Annotated in this window: 16 protein-coding genes, 1 pseudogene and 1 riboswitch; of the genes and pseudogenes, 11 read left to right on the plus strand and 6 right to left on the minus strand. The window is 66.9% G+C overall.

Features of this window, described 5'->3' with window-relative positions; genetic code table 11:
• Positions 1-4: 4 nt before the first annotated feature.
• Positions 5-182: riboswitch (yybP-ykoY riboswitch) on the minus strand.
• Between the two features lie 225 nt (positions 183-407).
• Positions 408-1,553, plus strand: a complete 1,146-nt coding sequence (locus tag ACFIMZ_RS21480) for a patatin-like phospholipase family protein (protein ID WP_431824334.1) — start codon at positions 408-410, stop codon at positions 1,551-1,553.
• 87 nt (positions 1,554-1,640) lie between these two features.
• Complete coding sequence (locus tag ACFIMZ_RS21485) at positions 1,641-1,880, plus strand: hypothetical protein (RefSeq protein ID WP_431824335.1); 240 nt, start codon at positions 1,641-1,643, stop codon at positions 1,878-1,880.
• Positions 1,881-1,955: 75 nt separating this feature from the next.
• Here the strand turns inward: ACFIMZ_RS21485 and ACFIMZ_RS21490 are convergent, their stop codons facing one another.
• A complete protein-coding gene (locus ACFIMZ_RS21490) occupies positions 1,956-2,426 on the minus strand; it encodes a VOC family protein (RefSeq protein WP_431824336.1) in 471 nt (156 codons plus the stop codon).
• Positions 2,427-2,597: 171 nt separating this feature from the next.
• A pseudogene (locus tag ACFIMZ_RS21495) lies at positions 2,598-2,988 on the minus strand (LysR family transcriptional regulator); the annotation flags it as partial.
• 309 nt (positions 2,989-3,297) lie between these two features.
• On the opposite strand from ACFIMZ_RS21495, the gene asd reads away from it, so the two are divergent.
• Positions 3,298-4,413, plus strand: a complete 1,116-nt coding sequence (asd, locus tag ACFIMZ_RS21500) for an aspartate-semialdehyde dehydrogenase (RefSeq protein WP_431824337.1) — start codon at positions 3,298-3,300, stop codon at positions 4,411-4,413.
• A gap of 103 nt (positions 4,414-4,516) precedes the next feature.
• Here the strand turns inward: asd and ACFIMZ_RS21505 are convergent, their stop codons facing one another.
• Complete coding sequence (locus ACFIMZ_RS21505) at positions 4,517-5,440, minus strand: LysR substrate-binding domain-containing protein (protein ID WP_431824338.1); 924 nt, start codon at positions 5,438-5,440, stop codon at positions 4,517-4,519.
• A gap of 163 nt (positions 5,441-5,603) precedes the next feature.
• On the opposite strand from ACFIMZ_RS21505, the gene ACFIMZ_RS21510 reads away from it, so the two are divergent.
• Complete coding sequence (locus tag ACFIMZ_RS21510; protein ID WP_431824339.1) at positions 5,604-6,248, plus strand: LysE family translocator; 645 nt, start codon at positions 5,604-5,606, stop codon at positions 6,246-6,248.
• Between the two features lie 104 nt (positions 6,249-6,352).
• Positions 6,353-6,727 carry a gamma-glutamylcyclotransferase family protein gene (locus tag ACFIMZ_RS21515; protein ID WP_431824340.1) on the plus strand — a complete coding sequence of 125 codons (375 nt, stop codon included), beginning with the start codon at positions 6,353-6,355 and terminating at the stop codon, positions 6,725-6,727.
• A 12-nt stretch (positions 6,728-6,739) separates the two neighbouring features.
• Here the strand turns inward: ACFIMZ_RS21515 and ACFIMZ_RS21520 are convergent, their stop codons facing one another.
• Positions 6,740-6,988: an adhesin gene (locus ACFIMZ_RS21520; RefSeq protein ID WP_431825332.1), complete on the minus strand. Its 249-nt coding sequence runs from the start codon at positions 6,986-6,988 to the stop codon at positions 6,740-6,742.
• Between the two features lie 156 nt (positions 6,989-7,144).
• Positions 7,145-8,197: a GlxA family transcriptional regulator gene (locus ACFIMZ_RS21525; protein WP_431824341.1), complete on the minus strand. Its 1,053-nt coding sequence runs from the start codon at positions 8,195-8,197 to the stop codon at positions 7,145-7,147.
• A gap of 272 nt (positions 8,198-8,469) precedes the next feature.
• Between ACFIMZ_RS21525 and ACFIMZ_RS21530 the strand changes: the two genes are divergently transcribed.
• Genes ACFIMZ_RS21530 through ACFIMZ_RS21555 form a run of 6 tightly spaced genes read left to right on the plus strand, consistent with a single transcriptional unit; the run spans position 8,470 to position 15,499 of the window.
• Complete coding sequence (locus ACFIMZ_RS21530) at positions 8,470-9,855, plus strand: L-serine ammonia-lyase (RefSeq protein ID WP_431824342.1); 1,386 nt, start codon at positions 8,470-8,472, stop codon at positions 9,853-9,855.
• 16 nt (positions 9,856-9,871) lie between these two features.
• Positions 9,872-11,116 carry a sarcosine oxidase subunit beta family protein gene (locus ACFIMZ_RS21535; RefSeq protein WP_431824343.1) on the plus strand — a complete coding sequence of 415 codons (1,245 nt, stop codon included), beginning with the start codon at positions 9,872-9,874 and terminating at the stop codon, positions 11,114-11,116.
• Between the two features lie 28 nt (positions 11,117-11,144).
• The gene (locus tag ACFIMZ_RS21540) at positions 11,145-11,441 is read left to right on the plus strand and encodes a sarcosine oxidase subunit delta (protein ID WP_431824344.1); all 297 of its coding nucleotides are present in this window, start codon (positions 11,145-11,147) and stop codon (positions 11,439-11,441) included.
• Positions 11,438-14,449 (plus strand): sarcosine oxidase subunit alpha family protein, encoded by a 3,012-nt coding sequence (locus tag ACFIMZ_RS21545; RefSeq protein WP_431824345.1) that lies wholly within the window; start codon positions 11,438-11,440, stop codon positions 14,447-14,449. The genes ACFIMZ_RS21540 and ACFIMZ_RS21545 overlap by 4 nt, the downstream gene beginning before the upstream one ends.
• Positions 14,439-15,071, plus strand: coding sequence for a sarcosine oxidase subunit gamma (locus ACFIMZ_RS21550; RefSeq protein ID WP_431824346.1), 633 nt, complete (start codon positions 14,439-14,441; stop codon positions 15,069-15,071). Before ACFIMZ_RS21545 ends, ACFIMZ_RS21550 begins: the two co-directional genes overlap by 11 nt.
• Positions 15,068-15,499, plus strand: a complete 432-nt coding sequence (locus ACFIMZ_RS21555; RefSeq protein ID WP_431824347.1) for a dihydroneopterin aldolase — start codon at positions 15,068-15,070, stop codon at positions 15,497-15,499. The genes ACFIMZ_RS21550 and ACFIMZ_RS21555 overlap by 4 nt, the downstream gene beginning before the upstream one ends.
• Positions 15,500-15,600: 101 nt before the next feature.
• Here ACFIMZ_RS21555 and ACFIMZ_RS21560 read toward each other — a convergent pair whose 3' ends face one another.
• Complete coding sequence (locus ACFIMZ_RS21560; protein ID WP_431824348.1) at positions 15,601-15,978, minus strand: RidA family protein; 378 nt, start codon at positions 15,976-15,978, stop codon at positions 15,601-15,603.
• Positions 15,979-16,026: the final 48 nt, after the last annotated feature.

Here is a 16,026-nt window from a genome sequence, read left to right on the forward strand (position 1 = left end):
CCACGAGCCGGGCTGCCAAACCAATGACGCAGCCCTTCGCCCGGCTCGGGTGGAAGGGATGCGTCAAAGGTCTCGCCAGGCCGTGGAACGGCTGCCGACGCCATGGCATTGGGTGCCAATCATGTTGACGACGGCGCTTTGCCGGGGGATGGCAAAGCAGACTACTCCCCTAAGACGGGGGCGATTATAGCCGGCTATCGCTTCGATAGGGTGACGGGCGCGAGACGCTTCGGTCTGGTCGTAGCCATCCGAAAATCGTAGCGGCGAACCTGTCCGCATTTTTGCGTGCGAGACGGTCGAACAGCTCGTTGGCCGCACGCGGGCAAGCCGCCGTGACACCGCGCCGATCGCCTACACTGGATCAACCGGACCGGGTCCGGCCATTGCTACCACCAGCGGGGCAAGCCATGTTTGCGAGCCAGCCAGAACGAATGGAATTGCCGGGGCAAGTCGTGCTCGTCCTGCAGGGCGGCGGCGCGTTGGGCGCCTATCAGCTCGGCGTGTTCCAGGCGATGAGCGAGTCCGGCATCGAGCCGGACTGGGTCATCGGCACGTCGATCGGCGCGATCAATGCGGCGCTGATCGTCGGGAATCCGCCCGAGCATCGCTATCGGCGGCTGGCGGAGTTCTGGCGCCGCGTGACCGAACGGACCGACCTGCGCGGGCTGGTCGCGCTGCCGGGCTGGGACAAGCTGTTTGCCGAGATGATGATCATCGGCGGCGGCATCGCGGGGTTCTTCGAGCCGAATCCCGGCTCCTGGCTCGGGCCGATGGCCCGCCTGGGCGTCGATCGCGCGTCCTATTACAGGATCGCGCCGCTGCGCGACACGCTCGTCTCGCTGATCGAACCCGACCTGCTGAACGCGGGCCGGCCGCGCCTGACCGTCGGCGCCGTGAACGCGTGCACGGGCGAGATGCGCTATTTCGACTCGCGCGACCACCACAGCCCGCTGACCGTCGAGCACATCATGGGCTCGGGCGCGCTGCCGCCGGCGTTCCCCGCGGTGCGGATCGACGGCCAGCCGTACTGGGATGGCGGCGTCTATTCCAATACCCCGGTCGAGGTGGTGCTGGACGACACGCCGCGCCGGAGCTCGATCATCTTCTCGGTGCAGATGTGGAACCCGGTCGGCCCCGAGCCGGAGAGCATCTGGCAGGTATCGGAACGGCAGAAGGACATCCAGTACGCGAGCCGCACCGACAGCCATATCGAGCGGCAGCGGCAGATCCACCGCCTGCGCCACGTGATCCGCGAACTGGTCCGGCATGTGCCGGAAGCCGAGCGCGCGACGCCCGAAGTCCGGGCGCTGGCCGCGTGGGGGTGCCAGACCACGATGCGCGTGATCAAGCTCGCCGCGCCGCGGCTCAACGGGGACAACCAGTTCAAGGACATCGACTTCACGCCGGCCGGGATCGCCGCCCGCCGGCGGGCCGGCTACGATGCCGCGATGCGCGCCATTGCGGCGCGCCCGTGGGAGGCGCCGATGGACCCGATCGAGGGATTGAGCGTCTACAGTCCGGACGAAACCGCGACCGGCGAAGCGCGTGTTTGACGCGCGCCGCGCAGCCGCGATCGGGCGCGCCGGGACGGCGATCAAAGCTGGTATGCTGCCCTGAGCGTATCCATGGAGGAGGGCGTCATGGCTTCAAAGCAAGTCTCGAAGAAAAAGTACCTGAAGATCCTCAACAAGCGCCTGCGCGCGCAGCCGGACGCGCCGGCCGGCGCGTCGTTCGTGTTCTACCCGCCGGGCGCGAAGGCGAAGCACGCGACCGGCGTCGTCTCCAGCGAGCCGGGCAGCAAGCGCGAACTGGCGATGATGGCCGCGATCCAGCGCAAGGCGGCCGAGGAGTTCGTCGTGACCGACGCGCGGGCGAAGTAGGCGGGGCGGGCATCGCCCCGGAGCGGACAAGCCTGGCCGACGCTCGGCGGCGCGCACGAGGCGCGGGGACTTTGGTCAATCCGTCGTCCCCGCATAGGCGGCTTTCAGCGCGGCGACGTCGAACTTCGTCATTTGCATCATCACGCCGGCAACGCGCGCGGCCTTGACCGGGTCGGGGTCGGCCATCATCGCGATGAGATCGTCCGGAACGATCTGCCACGAGACGCCGAAGCGGTCTCTCAGCCAGCCGCAGCCGTCGGCCGTGCCGCCTTCGAGCAGCGCGCTCCAGTAGCGGTCGAGCTCTGCCTGGTCGCGACAATTGACCATCAGCGATATCGCGTGGCTGAACGGCTCGGTGCGTTCGTGGCTCATCGCGATGAACGGCTGCCCGAACAGAACGAACTCGACGACCTTGGTGGAGCCGGCGCTCGGCATCGACGTGACCCGACTCACGCGCGAGTCCGGAAAGATGCCCGCATAGAAGGCGGCGGCCTCCTCGGCTTCCGTGGCGTACCAGAGGAAAGGCGTGATCTTCTGAATCGTCATGGCAATTCTCCTGTCAGTGCGGGCCAAATGCCCGGGCAAGCTGCATGCCGCCATTGAGACGACGGAGAGAGGCCACCAAAATTAACACGTCGGGAAGAGAAACTTCACACCTTTTTATCCGCTTCGGGCAAGCGGATATGACCCCGGTTGGTCTGCTGTTCGCGTCCCAAATCAGGTATCCGAAAGGATGCCCAGAGCGCTCTGCATCTGCTCGATCAGTGTCAGCATTTGCGGTCGACTCTCCCCTTTCGCATGGACAAAGTAGTACCGGAGTGGCGAGGCGACTCTTGGTGGCTCACGCGTACGAGGCCGCTACGCTCGAGATAGGCAGCGGCGTGCGCGCCAGCGCCACGCCGAGCCCGGCCTCCGCGGCGGCCAGCACCACCGTGTAGTCCTCGAAACGGCGATCCTGGGCGCGCGGCTTGAGCGGAATGTCCAGCGCATCGAACCACGCGCGCCAGCCGGTCGCATCGCCGTCGGGCGTCAGCCGCATGCCTCGCGCATGGCGTTCGAACAACGTCATGCCGAGCCGGTTCTCCACCGCCGCAACGCGCCGGCTGATCGCGCCGTGCGTGAGTCCGGCGACTTCGGCGGCCGGCTGGAAGAGCTGTGAGTCATTTTCACATCACGACGTTTATCTGTGCGCTGGCTTGGCATCTCGCGACACGGCACCATCGCTGCGTGAACACACTGTCATCGATCCCGTCACGCGACGCACGGCGGCCGCTCGTCGCCGCAGGCGCAGTTGCTTTCACGATGCGGCGGCCTGACGGCGATCGCCGGCGTGGTGTTCGCCACACTGCCCGGGCGCTCGTAATGACGAGCGTCGCTCAAAAGGCTCGCGATAACTCTTCAACAAGGTAAAGAGATAATGACAAAGGTCGGACTGGTAGGTTGGCGTGGCATGGTGGGCTCCATGCTGCTGAAGCGGATGCGCGACGAGGGCGACTTTTCGAAAATCTCGCCGGCGTATTTCAGCACGTCGGCGGCGGGGCGCACGTATCGCGATCCGCTCGGCGTCGAGCACCGTCTGCTCGATGCGAACTCGGTCGAGCAACTCGGCGGGATGGACATCGTCATCACCTGCCAGGGCGGCGACTACACGAGGGCCGTCTATCCGGCGCTGCGCGCTTCGGGCTGGGCCGGCTTCTGGATCGATGCTGCGTCTGCGAAGCGGATGGACGACGATTCGATCATCGTGCTCGATCCGGTCAACCGCGCACAGATCGAGGCCGGCATCGCTTCGGGCGTGCGCAACTACATCGGAGGCAACTGTTCGATCACGCTCACGCTCATCGGTCTGGCGGGACTGTTTCGCTCCGGGCTGGTCGAATGGATGAGCATGATGACCTACCAGGCGGCGTCGGGCGCCGGCGCACGGCACGTGAAGGAATTGCTCGGCCAGATGTCGGCGGTCGCGAAGCATGTCGACGATAGCCTCGCGGATCCGAATACGCCGGTGCTCGATGTGCTGACGAAGGCGCACGCGGCCGCGCGCGCGAGCGATTACCCGACCGAGGCGTTTGGCGTGCCCCTCGCAGGCAGCATCGTTCCATGGATCGACAGCGACCTCGGCAACGGCGTGAGCCGTGAGGAATGGAAGGGCGAGGTCGAGACAAACAAGATCCTCGGGCTGCCGCCGGGCGCGATCCGTGTTGACGGACTCTGCGTGCGCGTCGCCGCGCTGCAAAGCCACTCGGCTGCGATCACGCTGAAGCTGAAGGAGGACTGCGAACTCGACCGTCTTGAAACGCTGATCCGCGACGCGCACGAGTGGGTCGACTTCGTGCCGAACAACAAGCAGGAGACGATCCACCGACTGTCGCCGGCCGCCGTCAGCGGGTCGCTGAAGATCGGTGTGGGCCGACTGCGCCGCCTCAACATCGGGCCGCGGGTATACAGCGTGTTGACCACGGGCGATCAACTGCTATGGGGTGCGGCCGAACCGCTGCGGCGTGCGCTGAACATCATTCTCGACGCGCGGTAGGCTGCCGGCGCACCGGGTTCGGCCCATGCGGCGCGGGGTTGCTTCGGCGACGACGGGACAAACGGAGCCGGCAAGATGCCGGCTCATTCATGGGCACGGGGCTTCAGCGCACACCCGCGAAGCGAATGTCCGGATAGGTCAGTCGCGGCATTCGGCTTTCCAGGAAGGCATGAAGTTCACGAACCTGCGCTGCCTTGCCGGAGTCTTCCGGCGAGATGAGGTAGTACGCATCGCCGGCGTTGACCGCAGTCTTGAACGGTAGCGCGAGCTGTCCCTCATCGATGGCGCTGGCGCAAAGCGCCAGATCGCCAATCGATATCCCGTGGCCGGCGACCGCCGCCGCGATGCCCTGTTCGAGCATGTCGAAGACCTGTCCTCCGCGCGTGATGTCCACATTGAACTCGTGTCCGTTTCCGTTGAGCCAGCGGCGCCAGTCGCGGCGGTCGGGCGACGGGTGGATGAGATCGCACGCTGCCAGATTCGCACGGGCCGCCGGCGCGAGCGCGCGCGAGCAGATCGGGATCAACCATTCATCGAACAGCTTCACGCAGTGCGTGTCTTCGCCGAACTTGCCGGCGCCGAGCAGGATCGCGCAATCGTAGGGTTCGCTGAAAAAGTCGACGGTATCGACATCCATCCATACGCTCGTGATCCGCACCTCGAAGCCGGGTTGCGTCTTGCGAAACGCGGCGAGCGCATCGAGCAGCCAGCGCATGGTGAGCGTGGAAGGCGCCTTGAGCCGCAGCACGTCGCGCTGCGTCTGGAACAGCGTGCACGCTTCCTCGATTTGCCGGAAACCGCGCCTGAGGCCCGACGCGAAGATGCGTCCTTCCGCCGTCACGCTCATCCTGGGCCCCCGCCGGACGAACAGTTTCCGTCCGAAGTACGCCTCGAGTGTCCTGACGTGCTTGCTCACTGCGCTTTGCGTGAGGCTCAGCTCGTCGGCGGCAAGCGTAAACGAGCCGGTGCGCGCCGCACTCTCGAACGCGCGCAATGCGTAAACAGGGGGAAGCGGCTTTGCCTTCACGGAATCAGATGTGAATAAAACTCATGGTTTCAGGCAGGATTTTCCGTTTTTCAGCGGCGGTCCTGACGCGCAATACTACACGCATCTCGCAGCCACGGGCGTTGGGCCGACATGAGTTCGCGCCGGACGGTGGGCGAGCCTGACCATCAAACAACTTTTATTCATGGCGCTCCATTACCCGCTGCTGTTGGCCTATCTTGCCGCGATCGTGCTGCTCATCGCGACGCCCGGACCCGTCGTCATGCTCGTGGTCGGCACGGTTGCCCGGCGCGGCTTCCGTCAGGGCGTCCTGACCGCGATGGGCGCGAATGCCGCAAGCCTCGTCCTGATCGCGCTGGCCATGCTGATGGTGTTCGGCGTGGTGCTCGTCAGCGAGCGCCTGATCAAGTGGCTGCATGTGCTCGGTTGCGTGTTCATTGCAGTCCTGGCAATCCGCACGCTGCATGGCGAATGGCGCGCCCGCCGCATGCGGAGCATCGATGGCGAACCCGAACCGGCGCCTGAATCGCGGCGTCTGCCGGGCGCGGTGCGCGGCTTTCTCGTCGGCATCTCGAATCCGAAGGACCTGCTGTTTTTTGTCGCCTTCTTTCCGCAATTCGTCGGCATCACCCCGGATTCGCGCGCAAGTCTGGCAATCCTGGCTGCGCTGTGGATCGCCGTCGATTTCACGATCCTCACCGGCTACATGGCCGCGGTCAACCATCCGCTGATTCATCGAAAGCAGCGCTGGATCACGGCGTCGTCGGCGGGCGTGCTGCTCGTGATCGCGCTCGCCGGGTTCGTCGGGGGGATTGGGGGCGTGGCGTAGCGTGCGGGAGACCGGTGTCACGCCGCGATCGGCAAAAGGATGACACAATGTTTCCTGTGCGGGAATCAGGACCCGCCCCCCATACCCCTTTTATCGAAAACATCATGTCCAGTACCAACCCGACTTACTCCGAGCAGCTTTTTTCATACGGAACGCTGCAACTCGAACAGGTGCAGCTGGCGACGTTCGGCCGCAAGCTCGACGGTCGTGCGGACGTCATGCCGGGATACGCGATGACGATGGTGAAGATCGACGACCCCGAAGTGGTCGCGACGAGCGGGAAGACCCATCATCCTGTCGTCGCCTACACCGGCCATCCCGGCGACCAGGTGACGGGCACCGTGTTCGCGATCACGCGCGAAGAACTCCAGCACGCGGACGACTATGAAGTCGACGCGTATCGCCGCGATCGGGTCGCGCTCGCGTCGGGCGTCTCGGCCTGGGTGTATGTGGACGCCAATTCGTCGCGCCCGGGATGACGCGCTTCTGCGTCAATTGCTCGAAATCGTCACGTCCCGGCTTCCCCTCCCGGTCACCAGGCAGCCCGACATGAATGCCTCGCCCTGACTGCTGGCCGCGGCATCGTCGAAGCCCCGGCCGAGCGCGTCATGCTTCACCCGCTGCGCGCCCTGTTTGCACGCAAGCGGGCTGGCGTCGAGCCCGTGGGCATGCAGCAACGCGCGATCGGCAACGAGATACGCGAGCAGCGCGACAACGGCGATATGCAAAGCTTTTCTCATCATGGTGTGTCTCCTCGCCGTCCAAGCGTAACGCGCAGACGCGTCGTGCGGCACTTGGGGCTTCCCCTGTAAGCACTGGCTTAATCGGCGGCCCGGCATGCCGCCCGGGAAAGCCGGGCACCGCACGCCGGATCGCGGATGGCCGGCGCTCGCCGATCAGTCCACCTCTTCCTCGACCACGTCCGGCACGGCCGCAGCCTCCCCGCCGCGTTCCCGGTAGGCCGCCGGCGGCACCCCGAACTGCTTGCGGAACTCCCGCCCGAGATGCGACGCGTCCGCGAACCCGCAGCTCGACGCGATGTCGGCGACCGTCCGGTCCGAACTCGTCAGCAGCCACGCGGCCGTGCGCAGCCGCACCTGCTTCGCGAACGCCTGCGGGCTCTTGCCGGTTTCCGCCTTGAACAGCCGTTCGAGCTGGCGCGCCGACAGGTCGAGCTTGCACGCGAGCTCCTCGAGCGGCAGCGCGCGCCCGACGTGCTGTTCCATCAGCAGAATCGCGCGCTTGACCTTCGGGTGCGTCGCCGGTTCGAGGCCCGGCGGATGCGGCTGCGGCGCATTGCCTTTCTGCATCTCGCCGACCAGCAGGATGCGCAGCGCCTTCTGCACGGTCGCGTGGTCGAAGTGGCGCAGCAGGATCGCGGCGGCCACGTCGATCGACGCGCGCCCGCCCGAGCAGGTGATGCGCCGCCGGTCGATCACGAACAGCCGGTCGGCGATCAGCAGGTCGGGGTCGGCGGCCGGGAAGCGCTCGATGAAATCCCAGTAGTGGAACCAGCTCACGCAGGTGCGATGCCCGTCGAGCACGCCCGCGCGCATCAGCGTGAACACGCCGGTGCAGATGCCGACGACCGTCGCGCCGCCGGCGGCCGCGCGGCGGATGAAGTCGAGCGTTTCCGGCCCCGCCTGCGGCCCCGAGTGCAGCAGGCCGCCGACGACGACCACGTAGTCGAACGGCTCGGCATCGTCGAAGGTCTCCCACGGCGTGACCTGGATCCCGCAGCTTGCGCGCACCGGCGCGAGGGTTTCCCCGATCACGCTCCACGCGCAGCGCACCGGCTTGCTGTAGTCGCCGTCGTCGGCGGACAGCCGCAGCATGTCGACGAAACCGGAGAACGCGGTCAGCGTGAAGTTCGGCAGCAGCACGATGCCGAAGCGGATGCGTTTCGGCGCAGGTTCGGCGAGGGGGAAAGCGGGTACGTCGGGTGTCATCGCGGCAAATCTCGTCACGGCTCGCCGGGGCGGCCAGGTCTCACACAGGGTCGGCACGGGCGGCGCGGATGTCCCAGCGTCGCCGATCGATGGCGCGCGGACTTGCGGTTTTCCGTCGCGAACCATCGTCAAAACGCACTTTCGGGCCATGCGGCGCGGCGCTTGGCGGCGTCGTCCCACGCCGATGCCGTTTTTGTTCTATCGGCCGATTTTACGCTTTGGTGTACTGGCGTCCAACGTCACTTCACGTGTGTCCATCCAGAGGAAGCCAGATGAACGTCAGCGTCTTCGACCTGTTCAAGATCGGCATCGGCCCGTCCAGCTCGCACACGGTCGGCCCGATGATCGCCGCTTGCCGCTTCGCGTCGCATATCGAGGATGCCAACCTGCTCGGCTTCGTGCGGCGCGTGCGGGTCGAGCTGTACGGCTCGCTCGGCGCGACCGGCAAGGGGCACGGCACCGACAAGGCGGTGCTGCTCGGCCTCGAAGGCCATCTGCCCGACTCGATCGACCCGGACCTGATCGAGCCGCGCCTCGCGGAGATCCGCGCCGGCAAGTCGCTTTCGCTGCTCGGCAGGCAGGCGGTCCGCTTCGACGAGAAGGAGCACATCGGCTTCTACCGGAAGCTGATGAGCGGCACGAGCATCGTGCATCCGAACGGGATGCGCTTCCAGGCGTTCGACGAGCACGGCCAGCTGCTCGTGGAGAAGGAGTATTACTCGATCGGCGGCGGCTTCGTCGTGAACCGCGACGGCGACCGCGTGAACGGCGTGCGCGCGGCGGCCGAGGTGCCGTATCCGTTCCGCACCGGCGACGACCTGATGCGCCAGTGCCGCGAGCACGGGCTGTCGATCGCCGAGCTGATGCTGCGCAACGAATGCGCGCTGCGGCCCGCCGACGAGGTGCGCGCGGGCCTGCTCGCGATCTGGCGCACGATGGCCGCCTGCGTCGAGCGCGGCTGCAAGGTCGAGGGCGACCTGCCGGGCCCGATGCGCGTGAAGCGCCGCGCGGCCGAGCTGTACGGGCGGCTGCGCGCGCGTTCGGAGGAGTCGCTGCGCGATCCGCTGTCGATGCTCGACTGGGTCAACCTGTACGCGATGGCCGTCAACGAGGAGAACGCGGCGGGCGGGCGCGTCGTCACCGCGCCGACCAACGGCGCGGCCGGCGTGATCCCGGCGGTGCTGCACTACTACGTGAAGTTCGTGCCCGGCTCGAACGAGGCCGGCATCGTCGAATTCCTGCTGACGGCTGCCGCGATCGGGATCATCTACAAGGAAACCGCGTCGATCTCCGGCGCGGAAGTCGGCTGCCAGGGCGAAGTGGGCGTCGCGTGCTCGATGGCCGCGGCCGCGCTCGCCGCGGTGATGGGCGGCACGCCGGACCAGGTCGAGAACGCCGCCGAGATCGGCATGGAGCACAACCTCGGCATGACCTGCGATCCGGTCGGCGGGCTCGTGCAGATCCCGTGCATCGAGCGCAACGCGATGGGCGCGATCAAGGCGCTGAACGCATCGCGGATGGCGCTGAAGGGCAACGGCCAGCACTACGTGTCGCTCGACTCGGTGATCAAGACGATGCGCGAGACCGGCGCCGACATGAAGACGAAATACAAGGAAACGTCACGCGGCGGCCTGGCCGTGAACGTCATCGAATGCTAACGAAGGGTCCATCAAAATGAGCCGCTACTCGATATTCAGCCTGTTCCGCAACGGCCTCTCGTATCACGAGAACTGGGAAAAGCAGTGGAAGAGCCCGGAACCGAAGAAGGAATACGACGTCGTGATCGTCGGCGGCGGCGGGCACGGTCTTGCCACCGCGTACTACCTCGCGAAGGAGCACGGCATCACCAACGTCGCGGTGCTCGAGAAGGGCTGGATCGGCGGCGGCAACACCGCGCGCAACACGACGATCGTCCGCTCGAACTACCTGTGGGACGAGTCGGCCGCGCTGTACGAGAAGGCGATGAAGCTGTGGGAAGGGCTGTCGCAGGACCTGAACTACAACGTGATGTTCAGCCAGCGCGGCGTGATGAACCTCGCGCACACGCTGCAGGACGTGCGCGACACCGAGCGCCGCGTCAATGCGAACCGGCTGAACGGCGTCGACGCGGAGTTCCTGACGCCCGCGCAGATCAAGGAAATCGAGCCGACGATCAACCTGAACAGCCGCTACCCGGTGCTCGGCGCGTCGATCCAGCGGCGCGCGGGCGTCGCGCGTCACGATGCGGTGGCCTGGGGCTTCGCGCGCGGCGCGGACCGCGCGGGCGTCGACATCATCCAGAACTGCCAGGTGACGGGCATCCGCCGCGAAGGCGGCGCGGTGGTCGGCGTCGACACGGTGAAGGGCTTCATCAAGGCGAAGAAGGTCGCGGTGGTCGCGGCCGGCAACACGACGACGATCGCCGACATGGCCGGCATTCGCCTGCCGATCGAAAGCCACCCGCTGCAGGCGCTCGTGTCCGAGCCGATCAAGCCGGTGGTCAACTCGGTGATCATGTCGAACGCGGTGCACGCCTACATCAGCCAGTCCGACAAGGGCGACCTCGTGATCGGCGCGGGCATCGACCAGTACACGGGCTTCGGCCAGCGCGGCAGCTTCCACATCATCGAAGGCACGCTGCAGGCGATCGTCGAGATGTTCCCGGTGTTCTCGCGCGTGCGGATGAACCGCCAGTGGGGCGGCATCGTCGACGTGTCGCCGGACGCCTGCCCGATCATCAGCAAGACCGACGTGAAGGGCCTGTACTTCAACTGCGGCTGGGGCACGGGCGGCTTCAAGGCGACGCCCGGCTCGGGCTGGGTGTTCGCGCACACGATCGCGCGCGACGAGCCGCATCCGCTGAACGCGCCGTTCGCGCTCGAGCGCTTCTACACCGGCCACCTGATCGACGAGCACGGCGCCGCCGCCGTCGCGCACTGATCGACGACCACCACGAGGAGAAGGAAACATGTTGCTGATCGAATGTCCGTGGTGCGGGCCGCGCGCCGAATCCGAGTTCACGTGCGGCGGCGAAGCCGACATCGTGCGCCCGGTCGCCAACGAGAACATGACCGACCGCGAATGGGGCGAATACGTGTTCATGCGCGAGAACAAGCGCGGGCTGCACCGCGAGCAATGGCTGCACACGCAAGGCTGCCGCCGCTGGTTCAAGGTCGAGCGCGATACCGTCACGTACGACATCAAGCGCTACGAAAAATTCGGCGAAGCCGCCGCCAACGCCAAGGAAGAGGGCACGAGCAAATGAGCCAGAAAGACCGTCTCGGCACCGGTGGCCGCATCAATCGCGCGATTCCGCTGACCTTCACGTTCAACGGCCGCACCTATCAGGGCTTCCAGGGCGACACGCTCGCGTCCGCGCTGCTCGCGAACGGCGTGCACTTCGTTGCGCGCAGCTTCAAGTACCACCGTCCGCGCGGGATCGTGACGGCGGACGTCGCGGAACCGAATGCCGTCGTGCAGCTCGAGTCCGGCCCGTACACCGTGCCGAATGCGCGCGCGACCGAGATCGAGCTGTACCAGGGCCTCGTCGCGACGAGCGTGAACGCGGAGCCGTCGCTCGAGCACGACAAGTACGCGATCAACCAGAAGCTGTCGCGCTTCATGCCCGCCGGGTTCTACTACAAGACCTTCATGTGGCCGCGCAACATGTGGCCGAAGTACGAAGAGAAGATCCGTGAGGCGGCCGGCCTCGGCAAGGCGCCCGAGGTGCTCGACGCCGATCGCTACGACAAGTGCTATGCGCACTGCGACGTGCTCGTCGTCGGCGGCGGCCCGTCGGGCCTCGCGGCCGCGCATGCGGCGGCGACGGCCGGCGCGCGCGTGATCCTCGTCGACGACCAGCGCGAGCTCGGCGGCAGCCTGCTGTCGTGCCGTGCGGAAATCGACGGCAAGCCCGCGCTGCAGTGGGTCGAGAAGATCGAGGCCGAGCTGCGCAAGCTGCCCGATGTGACGATCCTGTCGCGCAGCACCGCGTTCGGCTACCAGGACCACAACCTCGTAACGGTCACGCAGCGCCTGACCGATCACCTGCCGGTGTCGATGCGCAAGGGCACCCGCGAGCTGCTGTGGAAGGTCCGCGCGAAGCGCGTGATCCTCGCGACCGGCGCGCACGAGCGGCCGATCGTGTTCGGCAACAACGACCTGCCGGGCGTGATGCTCGCAGGGGCCGTGTCCGCGTACATCCATCGCTTCGGCGTGCTGCCGGGCCGCGACGCGGTCGTGTTCACGAACAACGATCGCGGCTACCAGGCGGCGCTCGACCTGAAGGCGTGCGGCGCGAAGGTGACGGTCGTCGATTCGCGCGCGTCGAGCAACGGCGCGCTGCCCGCGGCGGCGAAGCGCCAGGGCGTGACCGTGATGAGCGGCGCGGTCGTGACGGCCGCATCGGGCAAGTGGCGCGTGGCGTCGGTCGACGTCGCGTCGTACACGAACGGCCAGACGGGCGGCAAGCTGAAGACGCTGCCGTGCGATCTCGTCGCGATGTCGGGCGGCTTCAGCCCGGTGCTGCACCTGTTCGCGCAATCGGGCGGCAAGGCGTGCTGGAGCGACGAGAAAGCCTGCTTCCTGCCGGGCAAGGCTGTCCAGCCCGAGGCGAGCATCGGCGCGGCGGCGGGCGAATTCGGCCTCGCGCGTGCGCTGCGGCTCGCGGTCGACGCGGGCGCGGAAGCGGCGAAGGCCGCCGGCTTCTCCGCCACGCAGCGTCCGGTCGCACCGAAGGTCGCGGAAGCCACGGAAGGCGCGCTGCAGCCGTTGTGGCTCGTCGGCAGCCGCGAGGCCGCCGCGCGCGGGCCGAAGCAGTTCGTCGATTTCCAGAACGACGTGTCGGCCGCCGACATCCTGCTCGCCGCGCGTGAAGGCTTCGAGTCGGTCGAGCACGTGAAGCGCTACACGGCGATGGGCTTCGGCACCGACCAGGGCAAGCTCGGCAACATCAACGGGATGGCGATCCTCGCGCAGGCGCTCGGCAAGTCGATTCCGGAGACGGGCACGACGACGTTCCGCCCGAACTACACGCCCGTGTCGTTCGGCACGTTCGCGGGCCGCGAGACCGGCGATTTCCTCGATCCGATCCGCAAGACCTGCGTGCACGAATGGCACGTCGAGCACGGCGCGATGTTCGAGGACGTCGGCAACTGGAAGCGGCCGTGGTACTTCCCGAAGAACGGCGAGGACCTGCATGCGGCCGTGAAGCGCGAATGCCTCGCGGTGCGCAACAGCGTCGGCATTCTCGATGCGTCGACGCTCGGCAAGATCGACATCCAGGGCCCGGACGCGGTGAAGCTGCTGAACTGGATGTACACGAACCCGTGGAACAAGCTCGAAGTCGGCAAGTGCCGCTACGGGCTGATGCTCGACGAGAACGGGATGGTGTTCGACGACGGCGTGACGGTGCGCCTCGCCGACCAGCACTTCATGATGACGACGACGACCGGCGGCGCGGCGCGCGTGCTCACGTGGCTCGAGCGCTGGCTGCAGACGGAATGGCCGGACATGAAGGTACGGCTGTCGTCGGTGACCGACCACTGGGCGACGTTCGCGGTCGTCGGCCCGAAGAGCCGCAAGGTCGTGCAGAAGGTGTGCCAGGACATCGACTTCGGCAACGAAGCGTTCCCGTTCATGAGCTATCGGAACGGCACGGTCGCGGGCGCGAAGGCGCGCGTGATGCGGATCAGCTTCTCGGGCGAACTGGCCTATGAAGTGAACGTGCCGGCGAACGCGGGCCGCGCGGTGTGGGAAGCGCTGATGGCGGCGGGCGCCGAGTTCGACATCACGCCGTACGGCACCGAGACGATGCACGTGCTGCGCGCGGAGAAGGGCTACATCATCGTCGGTCAGGACACCGACGGGTCGGTCACGCCATACGACCTCGGGATGGGCGGGCTCGTCGCGAAGTCGAAGGACTTCCTCGGCAAGCGTTCGCTCGCGCGTTCGGACACCGCGAAGGAAGGCCGCAAGCAGTTCGTCGGCCTCCTGACCGACGACGAGCAGTTCGTGCTGCCGGAAGGCGCGCAGATCGTCGCGAAGGATACGCACGTGTCGACGACCGAGCCGACGCCGATGATCGGCCATGTGACGTCGAGCTATTACAGCCCGATCCTGAAGCGCTCGATCGCGCTTGCGGTGGTGAAGGGCGGCCTGAACAAGATGGGCGAGAGCGTCGTGATTCCGCTGGCCAACGGCAAGCGCATCACCGCGAAGATCTCGAGCCCGGTTTTCTACGATACCGAAGGGGTGCGCCAGCATGTGGAATGAAACGAGAAACCAGACGCAGGTGGCGGGCGCGGGCGGCGTGCAGCTCGAATCGCCGTTCATCGGCGCGGCCGACCTGCTGAAGACGGAGCAGGCGCGCGCATCGAAGAAGTTCACGCTGCGCGAGCGGCCGTTCCTCGACCTCGTCAACGTGCGCGGCGAGCTGAGCGACCCGGCGTTCGTCGCCGCGTTCGAGCGCGTGGTCGGCTGCCGGCCGCCCGCCGCGCCGAACACGGTTGCGCGCGCCGCCGAGTACGACGTGCTGTGGCTCGGCCCCGACGAATGGCTCGCGCGCTCGAACGGGCCTGTGCAGGCGGGCGTGCTCGAGGCGGCGCTTGCCGAGGCCGTGCAGGGCTCGTATGCGGCGGCGGTCGACGTCGGCAGCGGCTATACGGTCGTCGAGGTCAGCGGCGAGCGCGTGCGCGAGGTGCTGGCGCGCGGCTGCCCGCTCGACCTGCATCCGCGCCAGCTCAAGGCGGGGCAGTGCGCGCAGTCGCATTACTTCAAGGCGGGCGTCGTGCTGGTGCCGACCGGCGACGACACCTTCGAGATCGTCGTGCGCCGCAGCTTCGCCGACTATTTCATCCGCATCATGCTCGACGCGGCCGCGCCGCTCGCATCATGAAGCCGGTCGACGAACCGTTCGTGTCGATCGACGCGCCGCGCCTGCGAGGGCGCGGCTGGAGCGTGTTCGTCGACGAACTGAAGGTGCCGGCGCGGATCGGCATCCATGCGCACGAGCATGACGCGCCGCAGCCGATCGTGATCGATGCGCAGCTCGGCTATCGCTGCGAGCCGAGCGAGGCGGGGGAGTGGATCGATTACGACGGGTATTGCGCGCGGGTGGCGGCGTTTCTCGCGCACAAGCCGCATACGCGGCTGCTCGAGACGCTGGTCGCCGAGATCGCGGTGCTGTCGTTTCGCGAATGGCCTGCGCTGGAGACGCTGACGCTTTACGTCCACAAGCCGAAGATCCGGCCGGGGACGAAACGCGTCGGCGTGTCGCTCGACTGGGCGCGGGGGGATTATCTGCGGTGGACGGGGCGGGTTTGAGCCTTGCCGATAGTCCGGCGCCGAAGCGGGAGAGGCTGCTGCAAGGTGCTTTCCGGAAGGAATGAACGCTCTGGCTTGCAGATGATCCGTGCGTGCAGCGTTCAGGGCCGGTAGGCAATGGCCTCGATTTCAATCTTCGACCCGACCATGTTGGTCGCTTGCAACGTCGATCGCGCCGGCTTGTTGCCGGGGAAGAACTCCGCGTAGACACGATTGAATGCTGCGAAGTCGCGAGCGTCTTCAAGCCAGACGGTGGTTTTCACGACGTCGTCGAGCGTGCAGCCCGCGAGCGCGAGTACGCGAGCGACGTTCTTCAAGGTCTGACGCGTCTGCGCGTCGATCCCGTCCGCGACGATGCTTCCGTCTTCGTTTCTTGCTACCTGACCGGATACGAACACCAGATCGCCGGCGCGGGTCGCCAGCGAGCGCGGCAGGTTTCGGGTGACCGGATTGCGCTCCGCAAAGTACTCGATGGCCATGTGCGTCTCCTTCGATCGGCCCGGCGCCTGCGACGGCCGCCGATCACC

Origin of the sequence: Burkholderia sp. F1 (genome assembly GCF_050813845.1) — a bacterium.
Taxonomy (GTDB): Bacteria; Pseudomonadota; Gammaproteobacteria; order Burkholderiales; family Burkholderiaceae; genus Burkholderia; species Burkholderia ubonensis.

Excerpts from the sequence above, each read along its gene's own strand:
- ACFIMZ_RS21480 (WP_431824334.1), top strand. The coding sequence starts at position 408 with ATGTTTGCGAGCCAGCCAGAACGAATGGAATTGCCGGGGCAAGTCGTG.
- ACFIMZ_RS21485 (WP_431824335.1), top strand. The coding sequence starts at position 1,641 with ATGGCTTCAAAGCAAGTCTCGAAGAAAAAGTACCTGAAGATCCTCAAC.
- ACFIMZ_RS21490 (WP_431824336.1), bottom strand. The coding sequence starts at position 2,426 with ATGACGATTCAGAAGATCACGCCTTTCCTCTGGTACGCCACGGAAGCC.
- asd (WP_431824337.1), top strand. The coding sequence starts at position 3,298 with ATGACAAAGGTCGGACTGGTAGGTTGGCGTGGCATGGTGGGCTCCATG.
- ACFIMZ_RS21510 (WP_431824339.1), top strand. The coding sequence starts at position 5,604 with ATGGCGCTCCATTACCCGCTGCTGTTGGCCTATCTTGCCGCGATCGTG.
- ACFIMZ_RS21515 (WP_431824340.1), top strand. The coding sequence starts at position 6,353 with ATGTCCAGTACCAACCCGACTTACTCCGAGCAGCTTTTTTCATACGGA.
- ACFIMZ_RS21520 (WP_431825332.1), bottom strand. The coding sequence starts at position 6,988 with ATGAGAAAAGCTTTGCATATCGCCGTTGTCGCGCTGCTCGCGTATCTC.
- ACFIMZ_RS21525 (WP_431824341.1), bottom strand. The coding sequence starts at position 8,197 with ATGACACCCGACGTACCCGCTTTCCCCCTCGCCGAACCTGCGCCGAAA.
- ACFIMZ_RS21530 (WP_431824342.1), top strand. The coding sequence starts at position 8,470 with ATGAACGTCAGCGTCTTCGACCTGTTCAAGATCGGCATCGGCCCGTCC.
- ACFIMZ_RS21535 (WP_431824343.1), top strand. The coding sequence starts at position 9,872 with ATGAGCCGCTACTCGATATTCAGCCTGTTCCGCAACGGCCTCTCGTAT.
- ACFIMZ_RS21540 (WP_431824344.1), top strand. The coding sequence starts at position 11,145 with ATGTTGCTGATCGAATGTCCGTGGTGCGGGCCGCGCGCCGAATCCGAG.
- ACFIMZ_RS21545 (WP_431824345.1), top strand. The coding sequence starts at position 11,438 with ATGAGCCAGAAAGACCGTCTCGGCACCGGTGGCCGCATCAATCGCGCG.
- ACFIMZ_RS21550 (WP_431824346.1), top strand. The coding sequence starts at position 14,439 with ATGTGGAATGAAACGAGAAACCAGACGCAGGTGGCGGGCGCGGGCGGC.
- ACFIMZ_RS21555 (WP_431824347.1), top strand. The coding sequence starts at position 15,068 with ATGAAGCCGGTCGACGAACCGTTCGTGTCGATCGACGCGCCGCGCCTG.
- ACFIMZ_RS21560 (WP_431824348.1), bottom strand. The coding sequence starts at position 15,978 with ATGGCCATCGAGTACTTTGCGGAGCGCAATCCGGTCACCCGAAACCTG.